This window comes from Polymorphospora sp. NPDC051019 (assembly GCF_040683055.1).
GTDB lineage: Bacteria > Actinomycetota > Actinomycetes > Mycobacteriales > Micromonosporaceae > Polymorphospora > Polymorphospora lycopeni.
In genome coordinates this window covers 13,347-34,761 of sequence record NZ_JBFBCH010000010.1, presented here as the reverse complement: position 1 = coordinate 34,761, position 21,415 = coordinate 13,347, and the positions used below count along the sequence as shown (strand labels likewise).

19 protein-coding genes and 3 pseudogenes are annotated in these 21,415 nt (G+C 69.6%); 16 read left to right on the top strand and 6 right to left on the bottom strand.

Annotation, left to right across the window (positions count from 1 at the left end; translation table 11 throughout):
* Nucleotides 1–3 precede the first annotated feature (3 nt).
* The 3 genes from AB0M79_RS19020 to AB0M79_RS19010 all read left to right on the top strand — a co-directional run bounded on the left by AB0M79_RS19020 (nt 4) and on the right by AB0M79_RS19010 (nt 3,593).
* The gene (locus AB0M79_RS19020) at nt 4–930 is read left to right on the top strand and encodes a carbohydrate ABC transporter permease (RefSeq protein WP_364215061.1); all 927 of its coding nucleotides are present in this window, start codon (nt 4–6) and stop codon (nt 928–930) included.
* 116 nt (nt 931–1,046) lie between these two features.
* The gene (locus tag AB0M79_RS19015; RefSeq protein WP_364215058.1) at nt 1,047–2,759 is read left to right on the top strand and encodes a bifunctional 3'-5' exonuclease/DNA polymerase; all 1,713 of its coding nucleotides are present in this window, start codon (nt 1,047–1,049) and stop codon (nt 2,757–2,759) included.
* Nucleotides 2,760–2,999: 240 nt separating this feature from the next.
* A complete protein-coding gene (locus AB0M79_RS19010; protein WP_357539678.1) occupies nt 3,000–3,593 on the top strand; it encodes an NTP transferase domain-containing protein in 594 nt (197 codons plus the stop codon).
* A 53-nt stretch (nt 3,594–3,646) separates the two neighbouring features.
* On the opposite strand, the gene AB0M79_RS19005 is transcribed toward AB0M79_RS19010, so the two are convergent.
* Nucleotides 3,647–4,456, bottom strand: a complete 810-nt coding sequence (locus AB0M79_RS19005) for a metal-dependent hydrolase (protein ID WP_357539467.1) — start codon at nt 4,454–4,456, stop codon at nt 3,647–3,649.
* Nucleotides 4,457–4,787: 331 nt separating this feature from the next.
* Between AB0M79_RS19005 and AB0M79_RS19000 the strand changes: the two genes are divergently transcribed.
* From AB0M79_RS19000 to AB0M79_RS18985, 4 genes are all read left to right on the top strand, one after another.
* Nucleotides 4,788–6,008 carry a sensor histidine kinase gene (locus tag AB0M79_RS19000; protein WP_364215054.1) on the top strand — a complete coding sequence of 407 codons (1,221 nt, stop codon included), beginning with the start codon at nt 4,788–4,790 and terminating at the stop codon, nt 6,006–6,008.
* Between the two features lie 13 nt (nt 6,009–6,021).
* Entirely contained in the window at nt 6,022–6,690 is a 669-nt protein-coding gene (locus AB0M79_RS18995) for a response regulator transcription factor (protein ID WP_357539463.1), read from the top strand.
* Between the two features lie 143 nt (nt 6,691–6,833).
* Nucleotides 6,834–7,256, top strand: a complete 423-nt coding sequence (locus AB0M79_RS18990; RefSeq protein WP_364215050.1) for an SCP2 sterol-binding domain-containing protein — start codon at nt 6,834–6,836, stop codon at nt 7,254–7,256.
* Complete coding sequence (locus AB0M79_RS18985) at nt 7,253–9,325, top strand: glycogen debranching N-terminal domain-containing protein (protein WP_364215047.1); 2,073 nt, start codon at nt 7,253–7,255, stop codon at nt 9,323–9,325. Before AB0M79_RS18990 ends, AB0M79_RS18985 begins: the two co-directional genes overlap by 4 nt.
* Before the next feature lie 19 nt (nt 9,326–9,344).
* On the opposite strand, the gene AB0M79_RS18980 is transcribed toward AB0M79_RS18985, so the two are convergent.
* Nucleotides 9,345–9,872 (bottom strand): HAD domain-containing protein, encoded by a 528-nt coding sequence (locus AB0M79_RS18980; RefSeq protein WP_364215044.1) that lies wholly within the window; start codon nt 9,870–9,872, stop codon nt 9,345–9,347.
* Nucleotides 9,873–10,005: 133 nt separating this feature from the next.
* Between AB0M79_RS18980 and AB0M79_RS18975 the strand changes: the two genes are divergently transcribed.
* Nucleotides 10,006–10,743, top strand: a complete 738-nt coding sequence (locus AB0M79_RS18975) for a VOC family protein (protein WP_364215041.1) — start codon at nt 10,006–10,008, stop codon at nt 10,741–10,743.
* Nucleotides 10,744–10,788: 45 nt separating this feature from the next.
* A complete protein-coding gene (locus tag AB0M79_RS18970) occupies nt 10,789–11,451 on the top strand; it encodes a TOPRIM nucleotidyl transferase/hydrolase domain-containing protein (protein ID WP_364215038.1) in 663 nt (220 codons plus the stop codon).
* Nucleotides 11,452–11,875: 424 nt separating this feature from the next.
* Here AB0M79_RS18970 and AB0M79_RS18965 read toward each other — a convergent pair.
* A pseudogene (locus AB0M79_RS18965) lies at nt 11,876–11,989 on the bottom strand (integrase core domain-containing protein); the annotation flags it as partial.
* Here AB0M79_RS18965 and AB0M79_RS18960 point away from each other — a divergent pair.
* The 5 genes and pseudogenes from AB0M79_RS18960 (at nt 11,939) to AB0M79_RS18940 (ending at nt 13,929) form a co-directional block, all read left to right on the top strand.
* Nucleotides 11,939–12,343 (top strand): DDE-type integrase/transposase/recombinase, encoded by a 405-nt coding sequence (locus AB0M79_RS18960; protein WP_364215586.1) that lies wholly within the window; start codon nt 11,939–11,941, stop codon nt 12,341–12,343. The pseudogene AB0M79_RS18965 and the gene AB0M79_RS18960 overlap by 51 nt on opposite strands.
* Nucleotides 12,344–12,433: 90 nt before the next feature.
* Complete coding sequence (locus tag AB0M79_RS18955; RefSeq protein WP_357544136.1) at nt 12,434–12,511, top strand: TetR/AcrR family transcriptional regulator C-terminal domain-containing protein; 78 nt, start codon at nt 12,434–12,436, stop codon at nt 12,509–12,511.
* A pseudogene (locus AB0M79_RS18950) lies at nt 12,502–12,981 on the top strand (IS5/IS1182 family transposase); the annotation flags it as partial. The gene AB0M79_RS18955 and the pseudogene AB0M79_RS18950, both read left to right, overlap by 10 nt.
* An 8-nt stretch (nt 12,982–12,989) precedes the next feature.
* Nucleotides 12,990–13,190 carry a hypothetical protein gene (locus AB0M79_RS18945; RefSeq protein WP_364215035.1) on the top strand — a complete coding sequence of 67 codons (201 nt, stop codon included), beginning with the start codon at nt 12,990–12,992 and terminating at the stop codon, nt 13,188–13,190.
* Nucleotides 13,183–13,929 carry a TSUP family transporter gene (locus AB0M79_RS18940; RefSeq protein WP_364215032.1) on the top strand — a complete coding sequence of 249 codons (747 nt, stop codon included), beginning with the start codon at nt 13,183–13,185 and terminating at the stop codon, nt 13,927–13,929. The genes AB0M79_RS18945 and AB0M79_RS18940 overlap by 8 nt, the downstream gene beginning before the upstream one ends.
* Nucleotides 13,930–14,215: 286 nt before the next feature.
* Here AB0M79_RS18940 and AB0M79_RS18935 read toward each other — a convergent pair.
* Nucleotides 14,216–14,383, bottom strand: a pseudogene (locus tag AB0M79_RS18935) (transposase); the annotation flags it as partial.
* On the opposite strand from AB0M79_RS18935, the gene AB0M79_RS18930 reads away from it, so the two are divergent.
* Both AB0M79_RS18930 and AB0M79_RS18925 read left to right on the top strand, forming a co-directional pair.
* Nucleotides 14,366–14,518, top strand: a complete 153-nt coding sequence (locus AB0M79_RS18930; protein WP_364215029.1) for a hypothetical protein — start codon at nt 14,366–14,368, stop codon at nt 14,516–14,518. The pseudogene AB0M79_RS18935 and the gene AB0M79_RS18930 sit on opposite strands and share 18 nt — an antisense overlap.
* 149 nt (nt 14,519–14,667) lie before the next feature.
* Nucleotides 14,668–15,273 (top strand): 2'-5' RNA ligase family protein, encoded by a 606-nt coding sequence (locus AB0M79_RS18925; protein WP_364215026.1) that lies wholly within the window; start codon nt 14,668–14,670, stop codon nt 15,271–15,273.
* A 627-nt stretch (nt 15,274–15,900) separates the two neighbouring features.
* On the opposite strand, the gene AB0M79_RS18920 is transcribed toward AB0M79_RS18925, so the two are convergent.
* Nucleotides 15,901–18,405, bottom strand: coding sequence for a glycosyl hydrolase family 65 protein (locus AB0M79_RS18920; RefSeq protein WP_364215023.1), 2,505 nt, complete (start codon nt 18,403–18,405; stop codon nt 15,901–15,903).
* A gap of 20 nt (nt 18,406–18,425) precedes the next feature.
* Complete coding sequence (locus AB0M79_RS18915) at nt 18,426–21,140, bottom strand: HAD-IC family P-type ATPase (RefSeq protein WP_364215020.1); 2,715 nt, start codon at nt 21,138–21,140, stop codon at nt 18,426–18,428.
* Between the last annotated feature and the right edge of the window lie 275 nt (nt 21,141–21,415).

The window sequence follows — 21,415 nt, the reverse complement described above, 5'->3', positions numbered from 1 at the left end:
ACGATGACCATCGGTACTGACAAACCCGCCCCGGTCCAGCCCGCCCCGCCTCCGTCCCGGGGGGCGCGGCGGCACGGCCGGGAGGGCACCAAACGCGAGGTCGGCCTGCTGTCCTCGGTCGGACACATCTTCCTGGTGGTGTGGGCGGCACTGGTGATCCTGCCGCTGCTGTGGACCTTCCTCGCGTCGTTCAAGAACAACGAAGAGATCTTCGGCAACGCCTGGTCGCTGCCGGGTGCGCTGCGGTTCGAGAACTGGGCCCGTGCCTGGGAAGAGGCGCACGTCGGCCAGTACTTCCTGAACAGCGTCTTCGTCGTCGGGGTGAGCACCTTCGGCACGATGCTGCTCGGTTCGATGGCCGCGTACGTCCTGGCCCGTTACAAGTTCTTCGGCAACCGGGCGATCTACTACCTGTTCGTCTCGGGGTTGGCGTTCCCGGTGTTCCTGGCCCTGGTGCCGCTGTTCTTCGTGGTCCGCAACCTGGGTCTGTTCAACACCCACACCGGGCTGATCCTGGTCTACATCTCGTATTCGCTGCCGTTCACGGTGTTCTTCCTGGCGGCGTTCTTCAAGACGTTGCCGAACTCGGTGGCCGAGGCGGCGATGATCGACGGCTGCTCGCACACCCGGCTGTTCTTCCGGGTGATGATGCCGATGGCGAAGCCGGGCCTGATCAGCATCACCATCTTCAACATCATCGGGCAGTGGAACCAGTACATCCTGCCGCTGGCGATCATTCCCGGCACCGATGTCGAGGACAAGTGGGTGCTGACCCAGGGCATCGCCAACATCAACACCTCGGCCGGTTTCAACGCCGACTGGGGCGGCCTGTTCGCCGCGCTGACCATGGCGATCCTGCCGATGATCATCATCTACGCCATCTTCCAACGCCAGATCCAGTCCGGCCTCACCGCCGGCGCCGTCAAGTAGTTCCCCGCGATCTTGCACTTGTCGCCCGACAAATCCGACGAACAGGGGAGATAACCGCAAGATCGCGAGAGCCCGGGGTGGCGAGAGTTGTCGCAGGTGGGCGGCACAATGAGGCCATGCTGGTGGCGGTCGTACCCGACGGCCCCGACGCCGGACCCGGCGTCGGGGCCGTCGGGGCTGGGCGGCTGCTCCGGCTCGACGACGCCGGGCGGCCCGACGGGGCGCCGGAAACCGTCACCGACCTCGCCGCCGCAGTCGCCGACCTGGAGAAACGGCACCGGCCCCGGTGGCTGTGGCCGTCGACCGCGACCGCCTACCCACCGCTGCTGCACGCCGGCATCCGCGTCGACCGCTGCCACGACGTCGAGCTGACCGAGGCGCTGCTGCTCGGCCACGCCGGCCGCTGGGGCGAGCCGCGCGCCCTGCCCGCCGCCCTGGCCCGGCTCACCGGGGCGCCGGTGCCGCCCGACCCGCCGCCCCGGCCCGCCGCACCGCCCGGCGACCTGCAGGGCACCCTGTTCGAGACCGCCGCCGCACCGCCGGCCACGCCCGGCTCCGACCGGCTCCGGACCCTGACCGACGTGTACGCCGACCAGCGGCGCCGGATCGCCGGCACCGACTCGCCCGGCCGGTTCCGGCTGCTGGTCGCCGCCGAGTCGGCCGGTGCCCTGATCGCCGCCGAGATGGGCGCCGACGGCCTGCCGTGGCGGGCCGACGTACACGACGAACTGCTGGTCGAACTGCTCGGCGAGCCGTCGCGGGTCGGTGGGCCGCCCCGCCGGCTGGTCGAGCTGAACGCGCGGATCGCAGAGGCGTTCGGCGTACGGCGGTTGCACGCCGAGTCGCCGGCCGAGGTGCTGCGCGCCTTCGCCCGCGCCGGCATCGACGTGCCGAACACCCGGGCCTGGGTGCTGCGCGGCGTCGACCACCCGGCCGTGCCGCTGCTGCTGGAGTTCAAGGAGCTGTACCGGATCTGGACCGCGCACGGCTGGGCGTGGTGCGACACCTGGGTGCGCGACAGCCGGTTCCGCCCCGAATACGTGCCGGGCGGGGTCGTCTCCGGCCGCTGGGCCACCCGGGGCGGCGGTGCCCTGCAGATCCCGAAGGTGGTCCGGCGGGCCGTGCGCGCCGATCCCGGCTGGCGCCTCGTGGTCGCCGACGCCGGCCAGTTGGAGCCGAGGGTGCTCGCCGCGGTCTCCGGCGACGCCCGGCTGGCCGCCGCCGGGCAGGCCGCCGACCTCTACGCGGCCCTGGCCCACGACTCGTTCGGCGGTGACCGGGCGAAGGCGAAGCTGGCCCTGCTCGGCGCCATGTACGGCCAGACCGGCGGCATGGCGGCTCCGGCGCTCGCCGTACTGCGGCGCAGTTATCCGCTGGCCTACGACCACGTCGAGTCGGCGGCCCGGACCGGGGAGGCCGGCGGGCTGGTCCGGTCGTGGCTGGGGCGTACCTGCCCGCCGGCGTCGGTGGTGATCCGCGACGAGGACGGGTTCGACGCGTTCGACGCACCGGCCGACCCGGTCCGGCCCCGGTCGGCGGACCGGGCCCGGGGCCGGTTCACCCGCAACTTCGTCATCCAGGCGACGGCCGCCGAGTGGGCGCTGACGATGCTGGCCACGCTGCGCGGCGAGTTGGCCGCGACCCCGGCCCGGCTGGTGTTCTTCCAGCACGACGAGGTGCTGGTGCACTGCCCGGCGGGGGACGCCGACCGGGTCGCCGGGCTGGTCCGGGCGGCCGGGGTCCGGGCCACCCGGCTGCTCTTCGGCGACACCCCGGTCCGGTTCCCGCTCGACCTGTCCGTCGTGGAGTGCTACGCCGACGCGAAATAGCGACGCCGCGTACGCCCGGAAGTCGGCACGCCCGGGCGGCGACACCGTGGGCGCGGCGGATCGTTGGTCCGTTGTGCGTTCCACGGGGGTGGTCGCCCGGCGTGGAGCGCCGAGGCCGTCCCCGGACCGGCGGAGCCGGTCCCGATCGAACAGATACACCTCCCGGGCGCGGCCGGCTGTCCCGGGCGGGGTGGTCGGTCACCGATGGTGGAGGTGACGTAGCTGAATCGCACCGCAGGACTGATAATCGCCGCGGGCGGGGGGCGCCGGATCGGCGGCCCGGAGGCGTTGTTGCACCAGGGCGACAAGTCGCTGGTGGACCAGATGTTGGAGACCGTACGTGACGGCGGGTGTGCGCCGGTGGTCGTGGTGCTCGGCGCGGCGGCGCACCGGGTACGCAAGACCGCCGGGCTGACCGGCGCCAAGGTGGTCGTGAACCGCAAGTGGGGGACCGGGGTCGGCTCGTCGATGCGGGCGGGGCTGGACGCGCTGGCCGACGACGACGTCGAGGCGGTCGTGGTGGTGCCGGTGGACATGCCGGGCGTCACCGCCGACGCGGTACGGCGGGTGGCGGCGCTGCCGTACCCGGACGTGCTGGTCTGTGCCACGTACGAGGGCCTGCGCAGCTATCCGATGCTGTTCGGGCGGCGGCACTGGCCGGGCATCGCGTCGCTGACCAACGCGGACGTCGGCGCGCGGGCCTACCTGCTGGCGCACAAGGACGACATCGTCGAGATCTCCTGTGACGGGATCGCCGACGGGGCGCGGGTCGACTCGCCGGAACTGGTCGAGGCGTGGGGGTTGACGGTGCCGGCCCAGCGCGAGGGGGACTGACGCCGGGGGGCCGGGTCGCGTGTGCGCGGCCCGGCCCCCCGGCCGTCCGATCGTCAGATCTCGATGTCGAATCTGCGTAGCACGGCCGGGGCGATCAGGCCGGCGGCGGCGAGCAGGGAGATGACGGTGAAGACGCCGCGCAGCACCACGGTCTCGACCTTGCTGCCGGCCTTGATGGCGATCTTGTCGGGGAGGCTGATCATCCGCCACATCCGCCGCTTGATCGGGATCGGCCACAGGATCGGCACCCCGCTGCGGGTGATCATGTCACCGAGGATGTGGACGAAACAGCCCACCCCGACGGCCAGGCCGATCATCGGATAGCCGCGGTCGCCGGGCAGGTTGAGGAAGGTGAAGTAGGCGGCGGCGGCCGACACGAGGGTGACGATGACCCAGCCGGCGCGCTTGGCCCACTCGTCGAACAGACCGCGCAGCGCCAGACCGATCATGAAGAAGAGGATGCCGATGACGGCCCACTTGCCGTACGCGGCGCACAGCGCCGTCGTTCCCCAACCGACCAGCACGGTGAACGGGATCGTGTGGGTCAGGGTCCGGTGGCCGTTGTTGCGGTGCGGGTCCTTGCTGAGCTTGGTGGCGTGGTAGACGCCGAGCGAGATCTTCTCGACCACCTCGGCGATGAAGAGCGAGACCACCCCGAAGGTCTTGGCCACGGTCGCGCCGCCCTGGTTGCGGGTGACCTTGCCGGACAGGTCGAGGTCGGGGAAGAGTGCCGCACCGGCGCAGACCGCGGTACCGACGGCGATGGCCAGCGGTGACTGTTCGTAGTCGGCGAACTGGTGCAGGGCCCAGGAACCCGCCAGCCAGACGGTGGCGCCCGAAAGCGCGTGCGATGGCCCCATCATGGTCGTGCACCCTCCCCAGGGTTGGTCTGCGAGCGCCCCACTGTGTCAAACACGAGATCACCGTTCAAACACCTGTCCGTCTACAATGGATTCAAAGGATGTGGTGCCGGGTCGGCGCGACCCGGCCGGCCCGGGGCAGCGGCAGCTCAGGTCGGGTGGACCCGCGGCCGCCGCCGCTCCGCCGCCGGCGTGCGGCGACCGGCGGCACCGCTGCTGCGCGTGTCGCGTACGCCCGCCGGGGTAGCCGGCGGCGGGCCTACGCCCGGCGTCGTACGTCCGCCGCGCCGGGGCGCCGACGCCGGTGCCGGCCCCGGTGGCATACCGTCGACAGGTGCGGGACGACGGCGCCGGGTGGCTGCCCTGGCTGGTGGAGGAGGCGCCGTGGAAGCCTGCTCCCGGGCGCTGGCGCCGGCACGTGATGCTCGCCGGCGTGCTCGCGGCGATCCAGGTCATCGGCGCCGTCGCCGCCAAGGCCGAGCCGCCCGCCGCCCGCCCGCTCGACGTCGCCGGGGTCCTGCTGCTGGTCGCCGGGCCGGCCGCCCTGATCGCCCGGCACCGCTTCCCGGCCGCCGTACTCGCCGTCAACCTGGCGGTGGCGGTCGCCTACCCACTGGCCGGCTATCCCCGGGCACCGTTCTTCCTCGCCGCGACCGTCGCCCTGTTCACCGCCGTGGTGGCCGGCCGCCGCACCGCCGCCTGGGTGCTGGTGCAGGTCGCCTACCTCGCCTATCTAGGCATCGGATGGTTCTGCGCGAACCGGCTCGGACTGCCGGCGAGCGCCCGCCCGGAGGTGCACGAAGCGGTCGTGGTCGCACTGTGGATCCTGGTGGTGTTCGTGCTCGCCGAGGCGGCCCGCATCCGGGGCCAGCACTACGCCGAGATCACCCGGACCCGCGTCGAGCAGGCCCGCGCCCGGGCCGAGCAGGAACGCCGGCAGGCCAGCGAGGAGCGGCTGCGGATTGCCCGGGAACTGCACGACGTGCTCGGCCACCACCTGTCACTGATCAACGTGCAGGCCGGGGTCGGTCTGCACCTGATGGACAGCCGGCCCGAGCAGGCCCGCGAGGCGCTCACCGCGATCCGGACCGCCAGCGCCGAGGCCCTTCGCGAGGTACGCGGCGTCCTCGGCGTGCTGCGGCCGGAGCAGGAGGCGGCGCCCCGGGCACCGGCGCCGACCCTCGACCGGCTCGCCGAACTGACCGCCGACGCCGGCATCCCCGTACGGACCCGGGTCCGGGGCATCGCCCGGCCGCTGCCCGCCGAGGTGGACCGGGCCGGCTACCGGATCGTGCAGGAGGCACTGACCAACGTGCGCCGGCATGCCGGCCCGGCCGCGACCGCCCTCGTGACCATCGGGTACGACGACGACGCCCTCGCCGTACGGGTCGACGACGACGGCCGGGGCGCCGCGGCACCGGTCGACGAGGCCGGCAACGGCATCGCCGGGATGTGGGCCCGGGCGGCGGCCCTGGGCGGCACGCTGACCGCCGGGCCGCTGGACGGGGGCGGGTTCCGGGTCGACGCCCGGCTGCCGACGGGCGACGAGTCGTGAGTAGGTGGATGTCGTGATCAAGGTGTTGCTCGCCGACGACCAGGCTTTGGTCCGGGCCGGATTCCGGGCGTTGCTCGACGCCGAGCCGGACATCACCGTCGTGGGCGAGGCCGCCGACGGCGCGGAGGCGGTCCGGCTCGCCGCGCAGACCCGGCCCGACGTGGTGCTGATGGACATCCGGATGCCGGGCGTCGACGGGCTGGAGGCGACCGGCCGGATCGTGGCCGACCCCGGCCTCGGCGCCACCCGCATCGTCATCCTCACCACGTTCGAGCTGGACGAGTACCTGTTCGAGGCGCTGCGGGTCGGGGCGTCCGGCTTCCTGGTCAAGGACACCGAGCCGGTCGAACTGCTGCGCGGCGTACGGGCGGTCGCGGCCGGCGACGGGCTGCTCTCGCCGCGGGTGACCCGGCGGGTGATCGCCGAGTTCGCCGGCCGGCAGCGACGACCGGCCGTCCCGTCGCCCGCCCTCGACCAGCTCACCGACCGGGAGCGGGAGGTCGTCGCCCTGGTCGGCGAGGGGCTGTCGAACGACGGCATCGCCGGCCGGTTGATGGTCAGCCCGGCGACGGCGAAGACGCACGTCAGCCGGGCGATGATCAAGCTCGGTGCGCGGGACCGGGCGCAGCTGGTCGTGTTCGCGTACGAGGCGGGGCTGGTCCGGCCCGGCTGGCTCACCTGACTCCGGGCCGCCCCGGTACGGCCTGTCGCCGGCGGCGGTTCACCCGGCCGGGGTGATGCCGGGCCACCGCAGCGGCGGCGACACTGCGGCGGGTAGGCAGTGGGCGGCCGTCGGTGGCGCCGGAGCGTACGGGAGGCGGACTGTTGGGGGCGACCGAGGCGTTCTTCGAGGAACTCGGCCAGCGGGAAACCGGGGAGGTGCCGTCGTACGTCACCGGCACGATCCGGTTCGACCTGCACCACGACGAAGAGGTGGATGCCTGGAACGTCACGTTCAAGCGCGGCATCGTTTTCGTCTCGCGCCACATCTGCGGCGAGCCGGACTGCGTGGTGATCACCGACCGGGGGACCTTCGAGGGGATGACCACCGGGCGGATCAACGCCGCGGGCGCCGTACTCCGCAACGAGATCGTTTTCACCGGGCAGCTCACCCTGTTCCTCTATTTCCAACGGCTGCTGCCCGGCCCGCCCGGCAGCCACGACCCGCGCCCGCCCAGGGTCCGCGAGCTGCGCCCGCCCGCGGTCGCGGAGCTGCGGACGGCCGCCGCCGGAAGGCCGAACCGATGAACGAAGACATCGTGAAGATCCTGGACGGCAACAACTTCATCGTCAGCGACCGGCGGGGCGACGTCGACCCCTCACCGTCGGTGCCGACCGGGCTGTTCTCCCTCGACACCCGCTTCCTGTCGCTGTGGCGGCTCAGTGTCGACGGACAGCGCCTGCACGCGCTCTCCGTCGACGACCTGCACTACTTCGAGGCGCGGTTCTTCCTGGTGCCCGGCGAGCCGACGCACTACGTCGACGCCAAGATCTCGGTCATCCGGCAGCGGACCATCGGCGGCAGCTTCGACGAGCGGCTGACCGTGCTCAACCACCAGGAGGAGCCGGTCGACCTCACCATCCGCATCGACGCCGGCTGCGACTTCGCCGACATCTTCGAGATCAAGGACGTCCAACACAAGAAGGGACACATCACCACCATCGTCAACGAGGACCGGCTGCGACTGATCTACGAACGGCAGACCTTCCGCCGGGAGACCGTGATCAGCGTCGACCGGCCGGCCCAGTTCGACGAGGGCGGGCTGACCCTCACCGCACACGTCGAGCCGCACGGCGACTGGGTCGCCGAGGTACACGTGGAGACCATCGCCCGGTCCGGCGGCGCGAAGGACGTACGCCCGAACGTGCACCACATGCCCGGCGAGATCCAGCAGGGCATGGAGGCCGAGGTCGAACGCTGGCTGAGCCGGGCACCGATCCTGCGGTGCGACTCCGAGCAGTTGGACATGGCGTACGGCCGCACCATGGTCGACCTGGCGGCGCTGCGCTTCCCGATCCTGACGACCCCCGGCGTCGCGGTGCCGGCCGCCGGCCTGCCGTGGTTCATGGCGCTGTTCGGCCGCGACAGCATCATCACCAGCTACCAGGCCCTACCGTTCACCCCGGAGCTGGCCAACACGACCCTGCGCATCCTGGCACTGCTGCGCGGCGCCAAGCTCGACGACTTCCGGGACGAGGAACCGGGCAAGATCCTGCACGAGAACCGGTTCGGCGAGTCCGCCGCGTTCGAGGAGCAGCCGCACTCGCCGTACTACGGCACCGCCGACGCCACCCCGCTGTTCGTGGTGCTGCTCGACGAGTACGAACGCTGGACCGGCGACGCCGAACTCGTCCGCGAACTCGAGGACGACACCCGCGCGGCACTGCGCTGGATCGACGAGTACGGCGACCTGATGGGCAACGGCTACATCTCCTACAAGCGGCGCAACAACGTCAACGGCCTGGAGAACCAGTGCTGGAAGGACTCCTGGGACGCCATCACCTTCCGCGACGGCACCCTGCCCGGCTTCCCCCGCGCCACCTGCGAACTGCAGGGATACGCGTACGACGCGAAGATGCGCGGGGCGCGGCTGGCCCGCGAGTTCTGGAACGATCCCGGCTACGCCGACCAGCTCGAAACCGAGGCGGGGGCGCTACGGCGGCGCTTCAACCGGGACTTCTGGGTCGAGGACGGCGAATACTACGCGCTGGCCCTGGACCAGGACGGCCGGCGCGTCGACTCGCTGTCGTCGAACATCGGCCACCTGCTGTGGAGCGGCATCGTCGAACCGGACCGCGCCCCGCACCTCGCCGCCCACCTGATCGGTCCCCGGATGTTCTCCGGCTGGGGAGTGCGGACCCTGGCCGAGGACCAGGGCGCCTACAACCCCGTCGGCTATCACGTCGGCACGGTCTGGCCGTTCGACAACTCCCTGATCGCGGCGGGGCTGGCCCGCTACGGCTTCCGCGAGGAGGCGGGACGGATCGCCCTGGCCATGATCGACGCGTCGCAGTACTTCGAGGGCCGGTTGCCGGAGGCGTTCGCCGGCTATCACCGCAGCCTGACGAAGTATCCGGTCGAGTACCCGACCGCGTGCAGCCCGCAGGCCTGGTCGGCCGGGACCCCGTTGCTGCTGCTGCGCACCATGCTGGGCCTGGAGCCGTACGGCGAGCACCTGGTCGTCGAACCGGCGCTGCCGGAGGGGATGGGGCGCATCGAACTGTTCGACCTGCCGGGGCGGTGGGGGCGGGTGGACGCGTTCGCCCGTGGCCGGCTGCGCGAGCAGGCACCCCGTACGTCCATCCGCCGCACCTGACCCCGCCCCGCGCGGTGCGTCATCCCCGGCTGCCAGCACCCGGCCCGAGCCATTGACGGACCGTCGCGAAGTCCGCGTCGGTCAGGCCGACGTGTGGATCGACACGGTGCAGCAGCGCCCGCCCCGGGTGGTGGGCGACGACCCACTCCCGGTCGGCGTCGGTCGTCTCGTCGTCGAGCCAGACGAATGGGCATCCGGCCGCCCAGCGGGTGAGGAACGCCGTCTTCCAGTGCAGACCGGGCCCCGGGTCCTCGTCATCGTCCGGCCATTCGACGACGGGCAGGTCCGGCAGCCCGAGCCGGGGCGAGACGACCTCGTTCGCCTCTGCCATCCAGGTCGTCGCCCAGACCAACCGGCAGCCCAGCGCCAGCAGGCGGCGGCCGTCATCCGGGTCGAGCCGGTCCAGCAGCGGGTTGCCGGGACCGTCCGGCGGCCGTGCGGGGATGCCGGCAGCCGAACGCCCGCGACCCACCGGCCGGGACCTGAACGGGATCAGCGGCCCGTCCACGTCGAGAAAGATCAAGGGGCGGTTGGCGGTGCCGGACACGCCCGAACCGTACCGCCGCCCATCCGGGCAGGGCCAGGCGTCGCTTCCGCGCCTCGCCCGATCGGCTGGTGGGCAGCGACGAACGGCTATTTCCATGTGCGGTGGGCATCCCTGATTCCCTAGGAAGGGAGGCATGGCCAACGAGGTGACCGTTCCGCTCCTGCCCTGCGCCTCCATCGACGACATGGTCAACTTCTACGAGGTCCTCGGCTTCGACACGACATACCGGCAGCGCCGGCCCCACCCGTACGTGGCGATGCGGCGTGAGGACCTGCACCTGCACTTCTTCGAGATGGCGGGCTTCGACCCGGAGCAGTCGTACGGCTCCTGCCTCGTCCTCACGTCGGACATCGAGGGACTGCACCGGGCGTTCGCCGCGGGCATGCGCGCCGCGTACGGGAAGGTCCTGGTGTCCGGGACGCCGCGGATGACCCGGCCGCGGGCGCGGAAGAACGCCGACGGGATGACCGGGTTCAGCGTCATCGACCCCGGCGGCAACTGGATCCGCGTCGCCCAGCCGGCCGCCGTCGCCGAGTCCGGGCCGGTGGGGCGGCTGGCCAAGGCCCTGGCGGACGCCGTCGTGCAGGCCGACTCCAGGGGCGATGTCCGGCAGGCCGTCCGGATCCTCGACAGCGCGCTGGCCCGTACCCGGCCCGGAGACGATCCCGTCGCCCGGATCGAGGTCCTCGTCTACCGCGCCGAACTCGCGATGGTGCTGCGCGACCCCGACACCGCGGCCGAGATGCTGGCCCGGGTCGAACACGTCGTGCTGGACGCCGACGAGTCGGAACGGGCGGCCCCGGCGCTCCGGGACGCCGCCGAACTCACGTCGGCGCTCAGTGACCCGGCGGACGTCGACGCACGTCGGTAAATCCCTGGCCGGCGGGCACGTGTATCGCCGATGATTGCCACCACCATGGATGTCACCGATCGTCGGGATCCTGGCCGCCGGCCGCCCGACGGATACCTCAGCGGCCCCGACGCCCCGGTCCTGGCGACGGCCCGCGCCCTGGCGAAGGTCGACGACGCCGTGGCGGTGGTGCTCGTCGAGGGCATCAGCGACCAGATCGCGCTGGAGACGGCCGCCGTGTGCCGTGGCCGCGACCTCGAAGCGGAGCGGGTCGTGGTCGTGCCGATCGGCGGCGCACACGCGATCCGCCGCGTCCTGACGAGACTGGGCCCGCCGGCCGACCGGCTACGCGTCGCCGGTCTGTGCGACCTGCGGGAGGAGGAACTGTTCCGGCGCGGCATCGCCGCCCGGATCGGCCCGGCCGCGACCCGCACCGACATGGAAAACCTCGGCTTCTACGTCTGTGTCGACGATCTTGAGGACGAGCTGATCCGCGCGGTGGGCGTCGCGGACGTCGAAGCGCTCTTCGCCGCCCACGGCGACCTCGGGTCGTTCCGCTCGTTGCAGAGCCAGCCCGCCTGGCGCGGCCGGCCGCCGGAGGCACAGATGCGGCGGTTCCTGGGCAGCGGCGCGCACCGCAAGCTGCGCTATGCCCGGCTGCTCGTCGAGGCGGCGGTCGGACGGGACGCCCTGCCCCGGCCGCTCGACGCGCTGCTGGCCGCCGTCTGACCCACCGCTGCCAGGCGCGCACGAATCGTTGCCAGGCGCGATCAAGAAGAAATCGTGGCCCTCCATAGGCGGTCCGCATGCTCAACGCAACTGTGAGTGTGATGGTGCGGTTCTGAGATCGTAGGAGCCGTGCTTCCGTGGGCCGTGGTCTGACCCGCAACGCAACCGGCTCAGTCGATGCCTTCGGTCCGATCTGTCGACTGTGGCTCGCGGGAGGGCCTGCTGTCACCGGACCGGAACCTGTCAAGATCAGTGAGGCAAGATCGTTTTAGTTCTTCTGTTGTTCGGCTTGTAGTGCGGGTCGGTTGATCCAGACCGTGGCGGGGAGTCTGGGTGGCTGGGGTGGTCGCGGGAATCGTTGTGGGTGGCGGGCGTGGGCGGCGGCGAGGACCTCGGCACGCTTGGTGTGGATCTGGCCGGCGGTGCCGTGGTGGACCGAGGCGGGGGTGTGCAGGCCGATGCCGCTGTGGCGGTGTTCGTGGTTGTAGTGGGCGAAGAAGCGGTCGCAGAAGGTGCGGGCGTCGTCGAGCGAGCCGAACCCGCCGCGGCCCGCCGGTTCTTCCGCCGGGTGCTGTCGACGTTGAAGGTGACACCGGTCGAGGTGGTCACCGACGCCGCTCCCGTGTACGCCGGTGTGCTCGACGAACTGGTCCCGTCGGCGTGGCATCACGTCGAGCGGTATGCGAACAATCCGATCGAGGCCGACCACAGCCAGCTCAAACACCGGCTCAAACCGATGCGCGGCTTACGCAACGACCGCACCGCACAGACGATCATCGCCGGACATGCCTTCGTCCAGAACCTCCGCCGCGGACCTTACGAACTCGCCGTCGGTGCCCCGCCCGCACGGCGGGTCGCTGCGGCGTTCACCGAACTCGCGCAAGCAATCTGACCGCAGCCCCGACACGGGGTTCAACACGCCAACCGATCCGACAACGCAACGGCGCCCAGCTACCTCCTGGCTGAGCACGAGGCGGGGACGGTGCGGGTCGAGGACGTGGACCTCGCAGCCACCCAGTTCCTGGGCATGATCTCCAACTACGTCTTCTGGTGCAGGTGATCTCGGCGGCTCGCCCGGAGTGGATCTTCCCGTTCGCCGGGCTGCGGCCCGCCCAGTTCCGCGGGCTGGTCCGGCTGGTCGCCGAGCGGGGCGGGGACGCGATCGCCGACGGTCGGCCGGGCCACTGTTCGGGGTGTCGCATTCCGCCGCGCACCGGGTCATCGACACCCTCTCGCCCTGGCCCCGGTACGCCGACGCTGGGTCGACCAGATCGCCATCGTCGACGGCACCCTCATCCCGACCCGCGACCATCGGCTGGCCGCGCCGAGCAAGAACTACCGCTACAGCACCAACCTGCGGGTCGCCATCGACGCTCACACCCGCCTCGTCGTCGCTCTCGGCGATCCGCAACCCGCAACCGCAACCGCAACCGCAACCGCAACCGCAACCGCACCATCGTCTACCAGACCAGCGGCATCGACCAGAAGTTGGCCGGACGGCCGGTCATGGCCGACGGCGCCTATCGTGGGCTCCCGAGATGATCCGCCACCACGAGATCGACCACTCACTGCACCAGGTTTCCTGGCCACATCCTGCCGAGCAAACCAAAGCACGCTTGACGGTGGGATCGGTCGGCCGGTACCGAAAGGAGCTTGCCCCGGCAATGATCACGGTCTACGAGAGCATTGCCGGCGATGTCCTCACCTCGTCCGGCTACAGCCGGGGCAACCTTGGCTGACCTCGACGGAAGCCAACTCCTGGTCGCCCTGTTCGCACTGATCCTGGTCAGCGGCATCGTCCAATCGCTGTCGGGGTTCGGCTTCGCACTGCTCAGCGCACCATTGCTGGCCGCGACAATTGGCGGCCCCCAGGCGATCTCCACCATCCTGATCACCGGAACAGCCTGCGACATCGCCATCCTCGCGATGCGTCGCAGCGTGCCCCGCCCCGACACCAGGGAAGTCCTGACACTCGCCGGCTGGTCAGCTCCGGGAATGCTCGCCGGAGCATGGCTCCTGGCGGCGCTGCCCGCGGTCGGCCTCCAGGTCTTCGTCGCGGCCACGGTGATCGCCGCGGTGGTGCTGCGCCTCCGCGCACGAGCGCGTCAGGGCATCGTCAGCGGGCGGTGGGCGATCCCGGCGGGACTCCTGTCGGGCGCATTCAGCACCTCCACATCCCTGGGTGGCCCGCCTACCGTCTACTACCTCGTCCACCGCGGCTTGAAACCCCACACGATGCGCGACACCCTGGTCACTCTCTCCCTGGTCCGACTCCCGCTGAGCGTCATCTCACTCCTTGTCGCGGGCGTCTGGGAGACCTACGCGTACTGGCCCGTACTCATCGTCGCCGCGCTACTAGGACAGCACCTCGGCACACAGGCGTTCCACCGTTTCGGGCACGCGCGCTACGAACACATCGTGCTTGCTCTCCTGACTGCGGCAGCCCTCGTCTCCGTAGCAGCGATCATCCTGCGGTAACGGATCGCGGCTGACCCTCGCCGACCAGCACACATCGGCCTTCGGATTCAACTGGCCCGCCCGATACACGGCAGGACTCCCGTATGCGGGACTGCCTTCAGGCCATTGCCAGACCCGGGGGTCGACTGGCACGCCCAGCCGACCCACTGGGCCAGTGTCGCCCGACCACGGGTATCCGGCTCATCACATTCGCGGGTGTAGTCGGGGCCTGAAGCCTCCGGCTTCCAGGAGTGATCGGGCGATGTAGTGGGTGAGGTTGCGGAAGCCGAGGACGGAGCCGCGCAGGTTGCCCGGCGGTGACCGTGGCCGCATCAGCAGCCAGCCGCACCGCGTCCAGGGGCGCTGTCCACGAGCTTCGGCCCGATTCCAGGGCCACGACCATTGAGTACGGCCAGCCCGGGATCATGATGGTCTGATCCTTGCCTCGTCCGTAGGTGTGACACAGGATCCGCTGCAGGTACGTGGCCTGCGGTCCGAGCCTGCGGTGACCACGCTGATCGACACGATCGATCTCGTCGAGTTGCGCCGCGAGGGACGGCGATACGCGTGGACGACGCTGCACCGGATCCCTCTCCAGGATCCCCGGTAGGTTGCCTACATCGCTGAGAGAGTCGCACATCCAGGCGGCGGGTCGCGCCGTCCCGCTATGAGGCTCTTGCCGACTACGTGAAGGGCTACCGAGTTGGGTGAGCGTGCGGCAGGGCGGTCGACGCTAAAAAATTTCGCCGGTTTCAGCGAATGCTCATGCTGGCCAATCATTGGGATCGACCTCGGGGGCCTCGCTCCTACTACTGGTACTTGACTTTTCGTCGATCTCCTCAATTGCAGGCTTTCGTTGCGCGCTGTCAGGTCCTCATCAACTTCCCTTTCTATGATCTCGTTGAAAACCATGACTTGCACCTGACGATCGATCGGATCGCCTACGAGGGCTACGTTGACGACAGGGAACTGACCGAGGTTGAGGCGGCCGCGAGGCACGCCTGTCGTGCGGTGCCGGCCTTCGAGTTGAATCTGGGATCAATAGGAGGCACGCCGGGCGCTATCGGATTCAGCATGCATCCTGTTGAACCGCTACGGCAACTGAGGAACGCACTCCGAGAGGCCACGCTCTCAGTGTTACCTGACGCTCCCGTGAAGAGGCTCAGCTTCAATCCGCACGTTACGATTGCCTACAGTAATGCGCACGTTTCCGCAGTTCGAGCGATTGCTGCCGCTGAGGCAGTGAATAAGTTGCACCGTGTCAGCGTTTCCATAGAGACCGTAGAACTGGTATTGATGGAGCGGCGAGAAAGCGCGTACACCTGGGACGAGGTCGCCCAGATAGACCTGAACACCAAGAGGTAGATTATGACCGTCGGAGTATGACGCCGCTGCCGCCGAACTCGTGGGACGATTGACGGCGCAAGGTGTCTCCATCGACCGGCTGAACCTCCCGGCGATGCGCTCCAGACAGCCGCGGTGGCAGCAGCGTTCTCATACCGTCGCCGTAGCCAGGACGCCTCCGTCTGGGGTACGCGCGGGAGTAGGCCGCTGACCTTCACCGGGCCGTTTGGCTGCCGGACGTGTCTACCGAGACGGTGTTCTCAAACCGGCCATGCGCCGATCTCGTACCACGACTTGTGGCCTCCCCGGGCTTTCCGGTTGCAGTTCTCGTCGAAAGCCGCCCACGGGAGGCACTGACCACGACATCGACCCGGTCGACGCCCCGTTGGGCGAGCACCTCGCGGAGGGCGACGGCGTCCGCGACCGCGACGTCGACAGCGGGGTGAGTACAGCGAGTCGCGGGGCGAAGCGAGGGTTGATCTCGACCGCGAGGTGCCAACCGGATCCGGCCACTCGACGCGGTGCGAGCGACAACGTGAGCGCGGCAATGATCCTCCGGGGCCCGGCGCTGTGTACCGGTCTGGTGCGCAGATCAACTCATGGAGGCTGTCACACGTTCTTCTCTCAGCAGCAGGTCGGTAGTCCCAGTCAAGGCCGGAGTCGGCCGTGGCCGGTGCCGGTGGTTGGAGGTTGGCGTCGGGTGTCTGTGGTGAGCGGCACGTCTATGCCGGTACCGCCGGACAGCGTGTACGTCTGTTTGTCGATGATTACCGTGACTGGGGGTGCTGCGCTGGGGAGCGCGTGTACGGATGTGTGGTCTTGGCGGCAGTGGAAGCGGAGCCAGTGACCGCGGTAGCGCAGGTCGAAGTCGAGGTGGGTGAGGCTTTGCGGGAGTCGTGGGTGGAGTCGGAGGGCGTCGCCGCGGGTTTCGAGGCCGGTGTAGCACCGTTGGAGGATGTCTACCGTGCCGGCCATGGCTCCGAGATGGATGCCTTGGCGGGTGGTGCCGGACTGGGTGTCGGACAGGTCGGCGTCGAGCGCTTCGCGTAGTAGGTGCCATGAGGCGTGTCGGTTGGTGCGGGCGAGGAGCCAGGAGTGGACGACCCGGCTCAGCGTCGATCCGTGGGTGGTTCGGGCGAGGTAGTGGTGCACGGTCGGGGGAATGGTTGCCGGGTCGAAGGGGTAGCCGAGCCGGTGTAGGACGGCGGTGATCTCCTCGGCACTGAGCAGGTAGAACAGCATGAGCACGTCGGCCTGTTTGGACACCTGATACCGGTTGGCGGTGTCGCCCTCGGCTTCGAGGATCAGGTCGATCCGACCTATGTCGCCATAACGGGCGCGGTAGGCATCCTGATCCAGTTCCTCGAGGGCAGCGTAGCCGTCGAACTGGCTGAGCAGCCCGTTGGGCAGGAACGGGACGTGTAGTCGTCGGCTGATGTGGTCCCACCGGTCGAGTTCGTCGTCGGTGACCCCCAGCCGCTCCCAGAGTTCGTCGGTATGGTGCCCGCCGAGGATCTCGCACACGTCACGTGTTCTGCTGAGTGTCCAGGCGGTCATGACGTTGACGTAGGCGTTGTCGTTCAGGCCGGTGCCGGGATGATCGGGATAGCCATCGTGGAACTCGTCAGGTCCCATTACCCCGCGGATGTGGTAGCGGTCGCGCACCGAGTCGTGTGCGACGAGGGAGGCCCAGAAGCGGGCGATGTCGATCAGGAGTTCGGCGCCGTAGGCAGTCAGGAAATCAACGTCTGCGGTGACCTGGTAGTACTGCCAGATGTTGTAGCCGATGGCGAGGTTGACATGGTACTGACGTTCTGAATTGTCGACCATCCACCGCTGCGAGAGCGGGTTGTGGAACCTCTCGGGCGTCTCTTCGCGGCCGTCGCTGCCGCTTTGCCAGGGGAAGAGAGCGCCGGAGGCTCCTATGCTTCGCGCGAGTCGGCGCGCCTGTGGCAGGCGTCGGTACCGGTACAGCAGCAGTGCCCGGGTCAGTTCGGGAGTGCGGAGGTTGAGTAGCGGGAAGACGAACAGTTCGTCCCAGAAGATGTGGCCACGGTAGCCCTCGCCGTGTAGGCCCCGCGCGGGGACACCTGTGTCGAGGTCTGCGGTGTGTCGTGACAGGGTCTGTGCGACGTGGAAGAGGTGCGCGTTGACGGCTCGGCGTTCGTCGGTCATTTCGCGGCCGTCTATGGACAGGTGGAAGCGTCGCCAGATGTGTTCCCAGGCGAGGGTGTGAGCATCGCGCAAAGCTGCGAACCCGGGGGCGTCTGCGATCTCGGCGCGAGCGGCGTCGAGTGGTTCGGAGATGGCGCGGTCATCGGAGGTGTAGATGGCGACGGTCTTGTCGATTGTGACCGGGGTGCCGGCCTGCGCCGCCAGTCGGAAGATGTGGCCCACACGCCCGCCCCCGCCCACCACGAGTCGGTCGGCGACAACCGGGCCGCCGTCGTGATGAAGTGTCGTACGCGCGGCCACGGCGATGCGGATGCCGGACTGGCTCGTCTGGGTGGTGAGCCAGTGGGTGTCGCTGTGGTGACCGGTTACGGGCGGGACCAGGTGCTGCCTGTTCAGTGGGCCGTGCGCGGCGACGTTGCCGTTCGTGACGCGTCCGTCGATCAGACTGCGGACCTGGATGGCTCCCGACCAGTCCTGCGGGGTGATGGTCGTACGCTGGCAGGCCAGGTGCGGACGGTCCATCGAGATCAGACGTTCCTGGGTGATGTGGGTACGGCGTTGCCGCGGGTCCAGCACCACGAGTTCCCGCTGATACAGGCCCTGACGGAGGTTGATCATGACGTGGTGGTGGACGACGTCGTATGCCCCAGGGGCGAACCAGGGCCCGTCCTCCGGCCGGAACGTCATGGGCAACCAGTTCGGCAGGTTGACGATGCTCTCGTCGGCACGGCTGTGTCCGCCGACGAGTGAAACGAGGCGGTTGTAAACCCCGGCCACGTAGGTTGCGGGGTAGTGCACGCCGTCGGCGGTGGCCTCGGCGGCGGCGCCGCGGGTCATCAGGTAGCCGTTGCCCAGGGTCAACAGCGCCTCACGGGTTCCCTCCTCGGTGGGGTCGAAGCCCACGTAGCCGAGCAGCCATTCGTCGTCGGAGGGTACGGCGCACAGCCGACAGCGTCCGCTCTGTCGTACGGACGCCATCTGCTCGGGACCGTCCGGGGTCACAGGAGCCGCTTACGGAATCGCTTGTCGACGGCGACCACGGCCGAGGCCGCGACGCCCATGACCAGGATGCGTAGCCACACGTCGACGCCGACGGGGGCGGTCCCGAAGACGATGTTCATGGCGGGTACGTAGGTGATGGCGAGCTGGCCGAGGGCCTGCACGGCCACGCCGACCAGGATCCACCGGTTGGAGAAGAAGCCGATGCGCCAGGCGGATCGGGTGATCGATCGACAGCTGAACAGGTAGAACGCCTCGACGACGACGAACAGGTTCAGAGCCGCTGTCCGTGCCTCGGCGGTGCTGGCGCCGCCCGCCAGTTCCCACTGGAACAGCCACCAGGTGCCGCCGACGAGCAGGGCGGCCACCAGCAGGATCCGCACCGCGAGGGCGGCTGTGAGCAGTGGCCGGGCCGGAGCGCGGGGTGGCCGCCGCATGATGTCGGCCTCTTTGGGTTCGAAGGCGAGCATGAGGCCGAGCAGGACCGCGCTGGTCATGTTGATCCACAGGATCTGGGTGGGCAGGAGAGGCAATGTGGTACCGAGCAGGATGGCAACCAGCACGACCAGTCCTTCGGCGAGGTTGGTCGGCAGGGTCCAGACGATGAACTTGGTGAGGTTGTCGAAGACACCGCGGCCCTCCTCGACAGCCGCTTCGATGGTGGCGAAGTTGTCGTCGGTGAGCACCATGTCGGCCGCCTCCTTAGCGACCTCGGTTCCGCTGCGGGCCATCGCGACACCGATGTCGGCCTGTCGCAGGGCCGGCGCGTCGTTGACGCCGTCTCCGGTCACGGCCACCACGTGGCCGCGATCCTGAAGCGTCTCGACCAGCCGAAGCTTCTGCTCGGGGGAGACCCGGGCGAACACCTGTGCCCGCTCGACGGCCTCCGCGAACCGGTCGGCCGGCAACGCGTCCAGGTCCGCGCCGGACAGCACCTGCCCGTCGCGGTCGTCGCCGAGGACTGCGAGTTGCCTGGCGATGGCCCGAGCCGTCGCGGCATGGTCGCCGGTGATCATCTTGACGGCGATACCCGCGGTACGGCACGCGCGTACCGCAGGAGCGGCGGCAGAACGCGGCGGATCGAGCATCGCCTGCAACCCGGTCAGCACCAGGCTGCCGCCCAGTTCCTGCTCGCCGAACTCCTCCGGCCTTCCTTCGGGGCGCATGGCGGTGGCCAGGACTCGCAACCCCCTGTCGGCCAGGTTCGCGGCAGCACTCAGGACCACGTTCCTGTCCAGCGGCCGGACAGCCCCGTCAGCGCCCATCTCGGCACGGCACATGGAGACGACCCGCTCGGTACCGCCCTTGACCAACACCACCGTGCCGCCGCTGTCACGCTGCTGATGGAGAGTGGCCATGTACTGGCGCTCCGAGCTGAAGGGAATCGTGACAACACGGGGATACGCCGCCTCAACCTCATCGCGGCCGAGGCCTCCCTTGCCCGCGACGGCCAGCATCGCTGCCTCGGTGGGATCACCAACCAGAACCCACTCGTTTCGTTCCTGGCGGAGTCGGGCATCGTTGCATCCGACCCCCGCGAGGAGGCACCACCGCAACGCACGGCTCGCAGCCTCAGTCACAACGGCACCGTGACGGTCGCTGAGCTTCCCCTCCGCGCCGTAACCAGAACCGGTGACGGCGTATTCACCCTCGACCGTCCACACCACCCGCACCGTCATCTGATTCTCGGTCAACGTACCGGTCTTGTCCGAGCAGACGACCGTCGTGCTTCCCAACGTCTCGATCGCGGGTAGCCGGCGGATCACCGCCCGCCGCCGCGCCATCCGCCTCACCCCGATCGCCAAGGTAATCGAGACCGCCGCCGGCAACCCTTCCGGAATCGCCCCCACCGCGAGGGCAACCGCCGCGGTAAACGTCTCGACCGGCTCCTGCCCGCGCCCTAGCCCGACACCGAAGGTCATCGCCGCGAGGGCAAGGATGACCACCGTCAGCAACTTGCTGAACCGGGCAAGCTTCCGGGTCAACGGCGTCGCCAGCGTCCCGGCGGCCCCGACCAGCCGATGGATCTGTCCAAGCTCGGTTTCGGCGCCTGTTGCCACTGTGATACCGGCTCCGCTGCCAGCCGTTGCCAGCGTCCCCGAATACGCCATGTTGCGCCGGTCCGCCACGGGTAGCGCCGCCGGCAACGCCACCTGATCCTTGGCGACAGGGACGGACTCACCCGTCAGCGCCGACTCGTCCACCCGCAACCCGGCCACCCAGACCAGCCGTACGTCGGCCGCGACCTTGTCACCCGCTTCGAGCAGGATCAGATCACCGGGCACGAGTTCCGCCGAGGGCACGAACCGCTCCCGACCATCGCGCCTCACCCGCGCCCGAGTACGCACCATCGACCGAAGGCTCTCCAGCGCGGCCTCGGCCTTCGATTCCTGCACGAAACCAATTGCCGCGTTGACGAGAACGACAGCGAAGATCACCACGGAATCGACGTACTCGCCCAGGATCGCGGTGACGACGCCAGCGGCGATCAACACGTAGATCAACGGATGATGGAACTGGCGCAGGACCCGCCGCAGGAAACCGGTTCGGGCAGCGGCCGGCAAGACATTTGGGCCGAACCGCTTGAGCCTGCGGGCGGCCTCCGCGCCGCTCAGTCCACGATCCGGATCCGTCTCCAGCAGGAGCACAACCTCATGAGCGGACATCTCATGGTGCGGACTGCCCGGCGATTCGCGCGGCTCGGCCGATCCCATCCTCAAACCACGCCGGGGACCGATCGAACAACCCGGCACCGATCAGCCGGCGCCACCCTCGCCGGTCCCGGACACGGTATGCCAGCAGTCCTCCGGCCGGTGTCTGGGATCCGCCCTCGGCCATTGAGGAATCGATGCTCAATGCGCATCATGAACCGGGAGCGGTGCTTATCCGCCCCGGAAGGTGTGCCGACCCGGCGCCACCGGAGCGTGTCCCGGGACCCGCGAAATATCGGTACGTAGCCGGCGATGACCGGGCAGGAACAAACCTGATC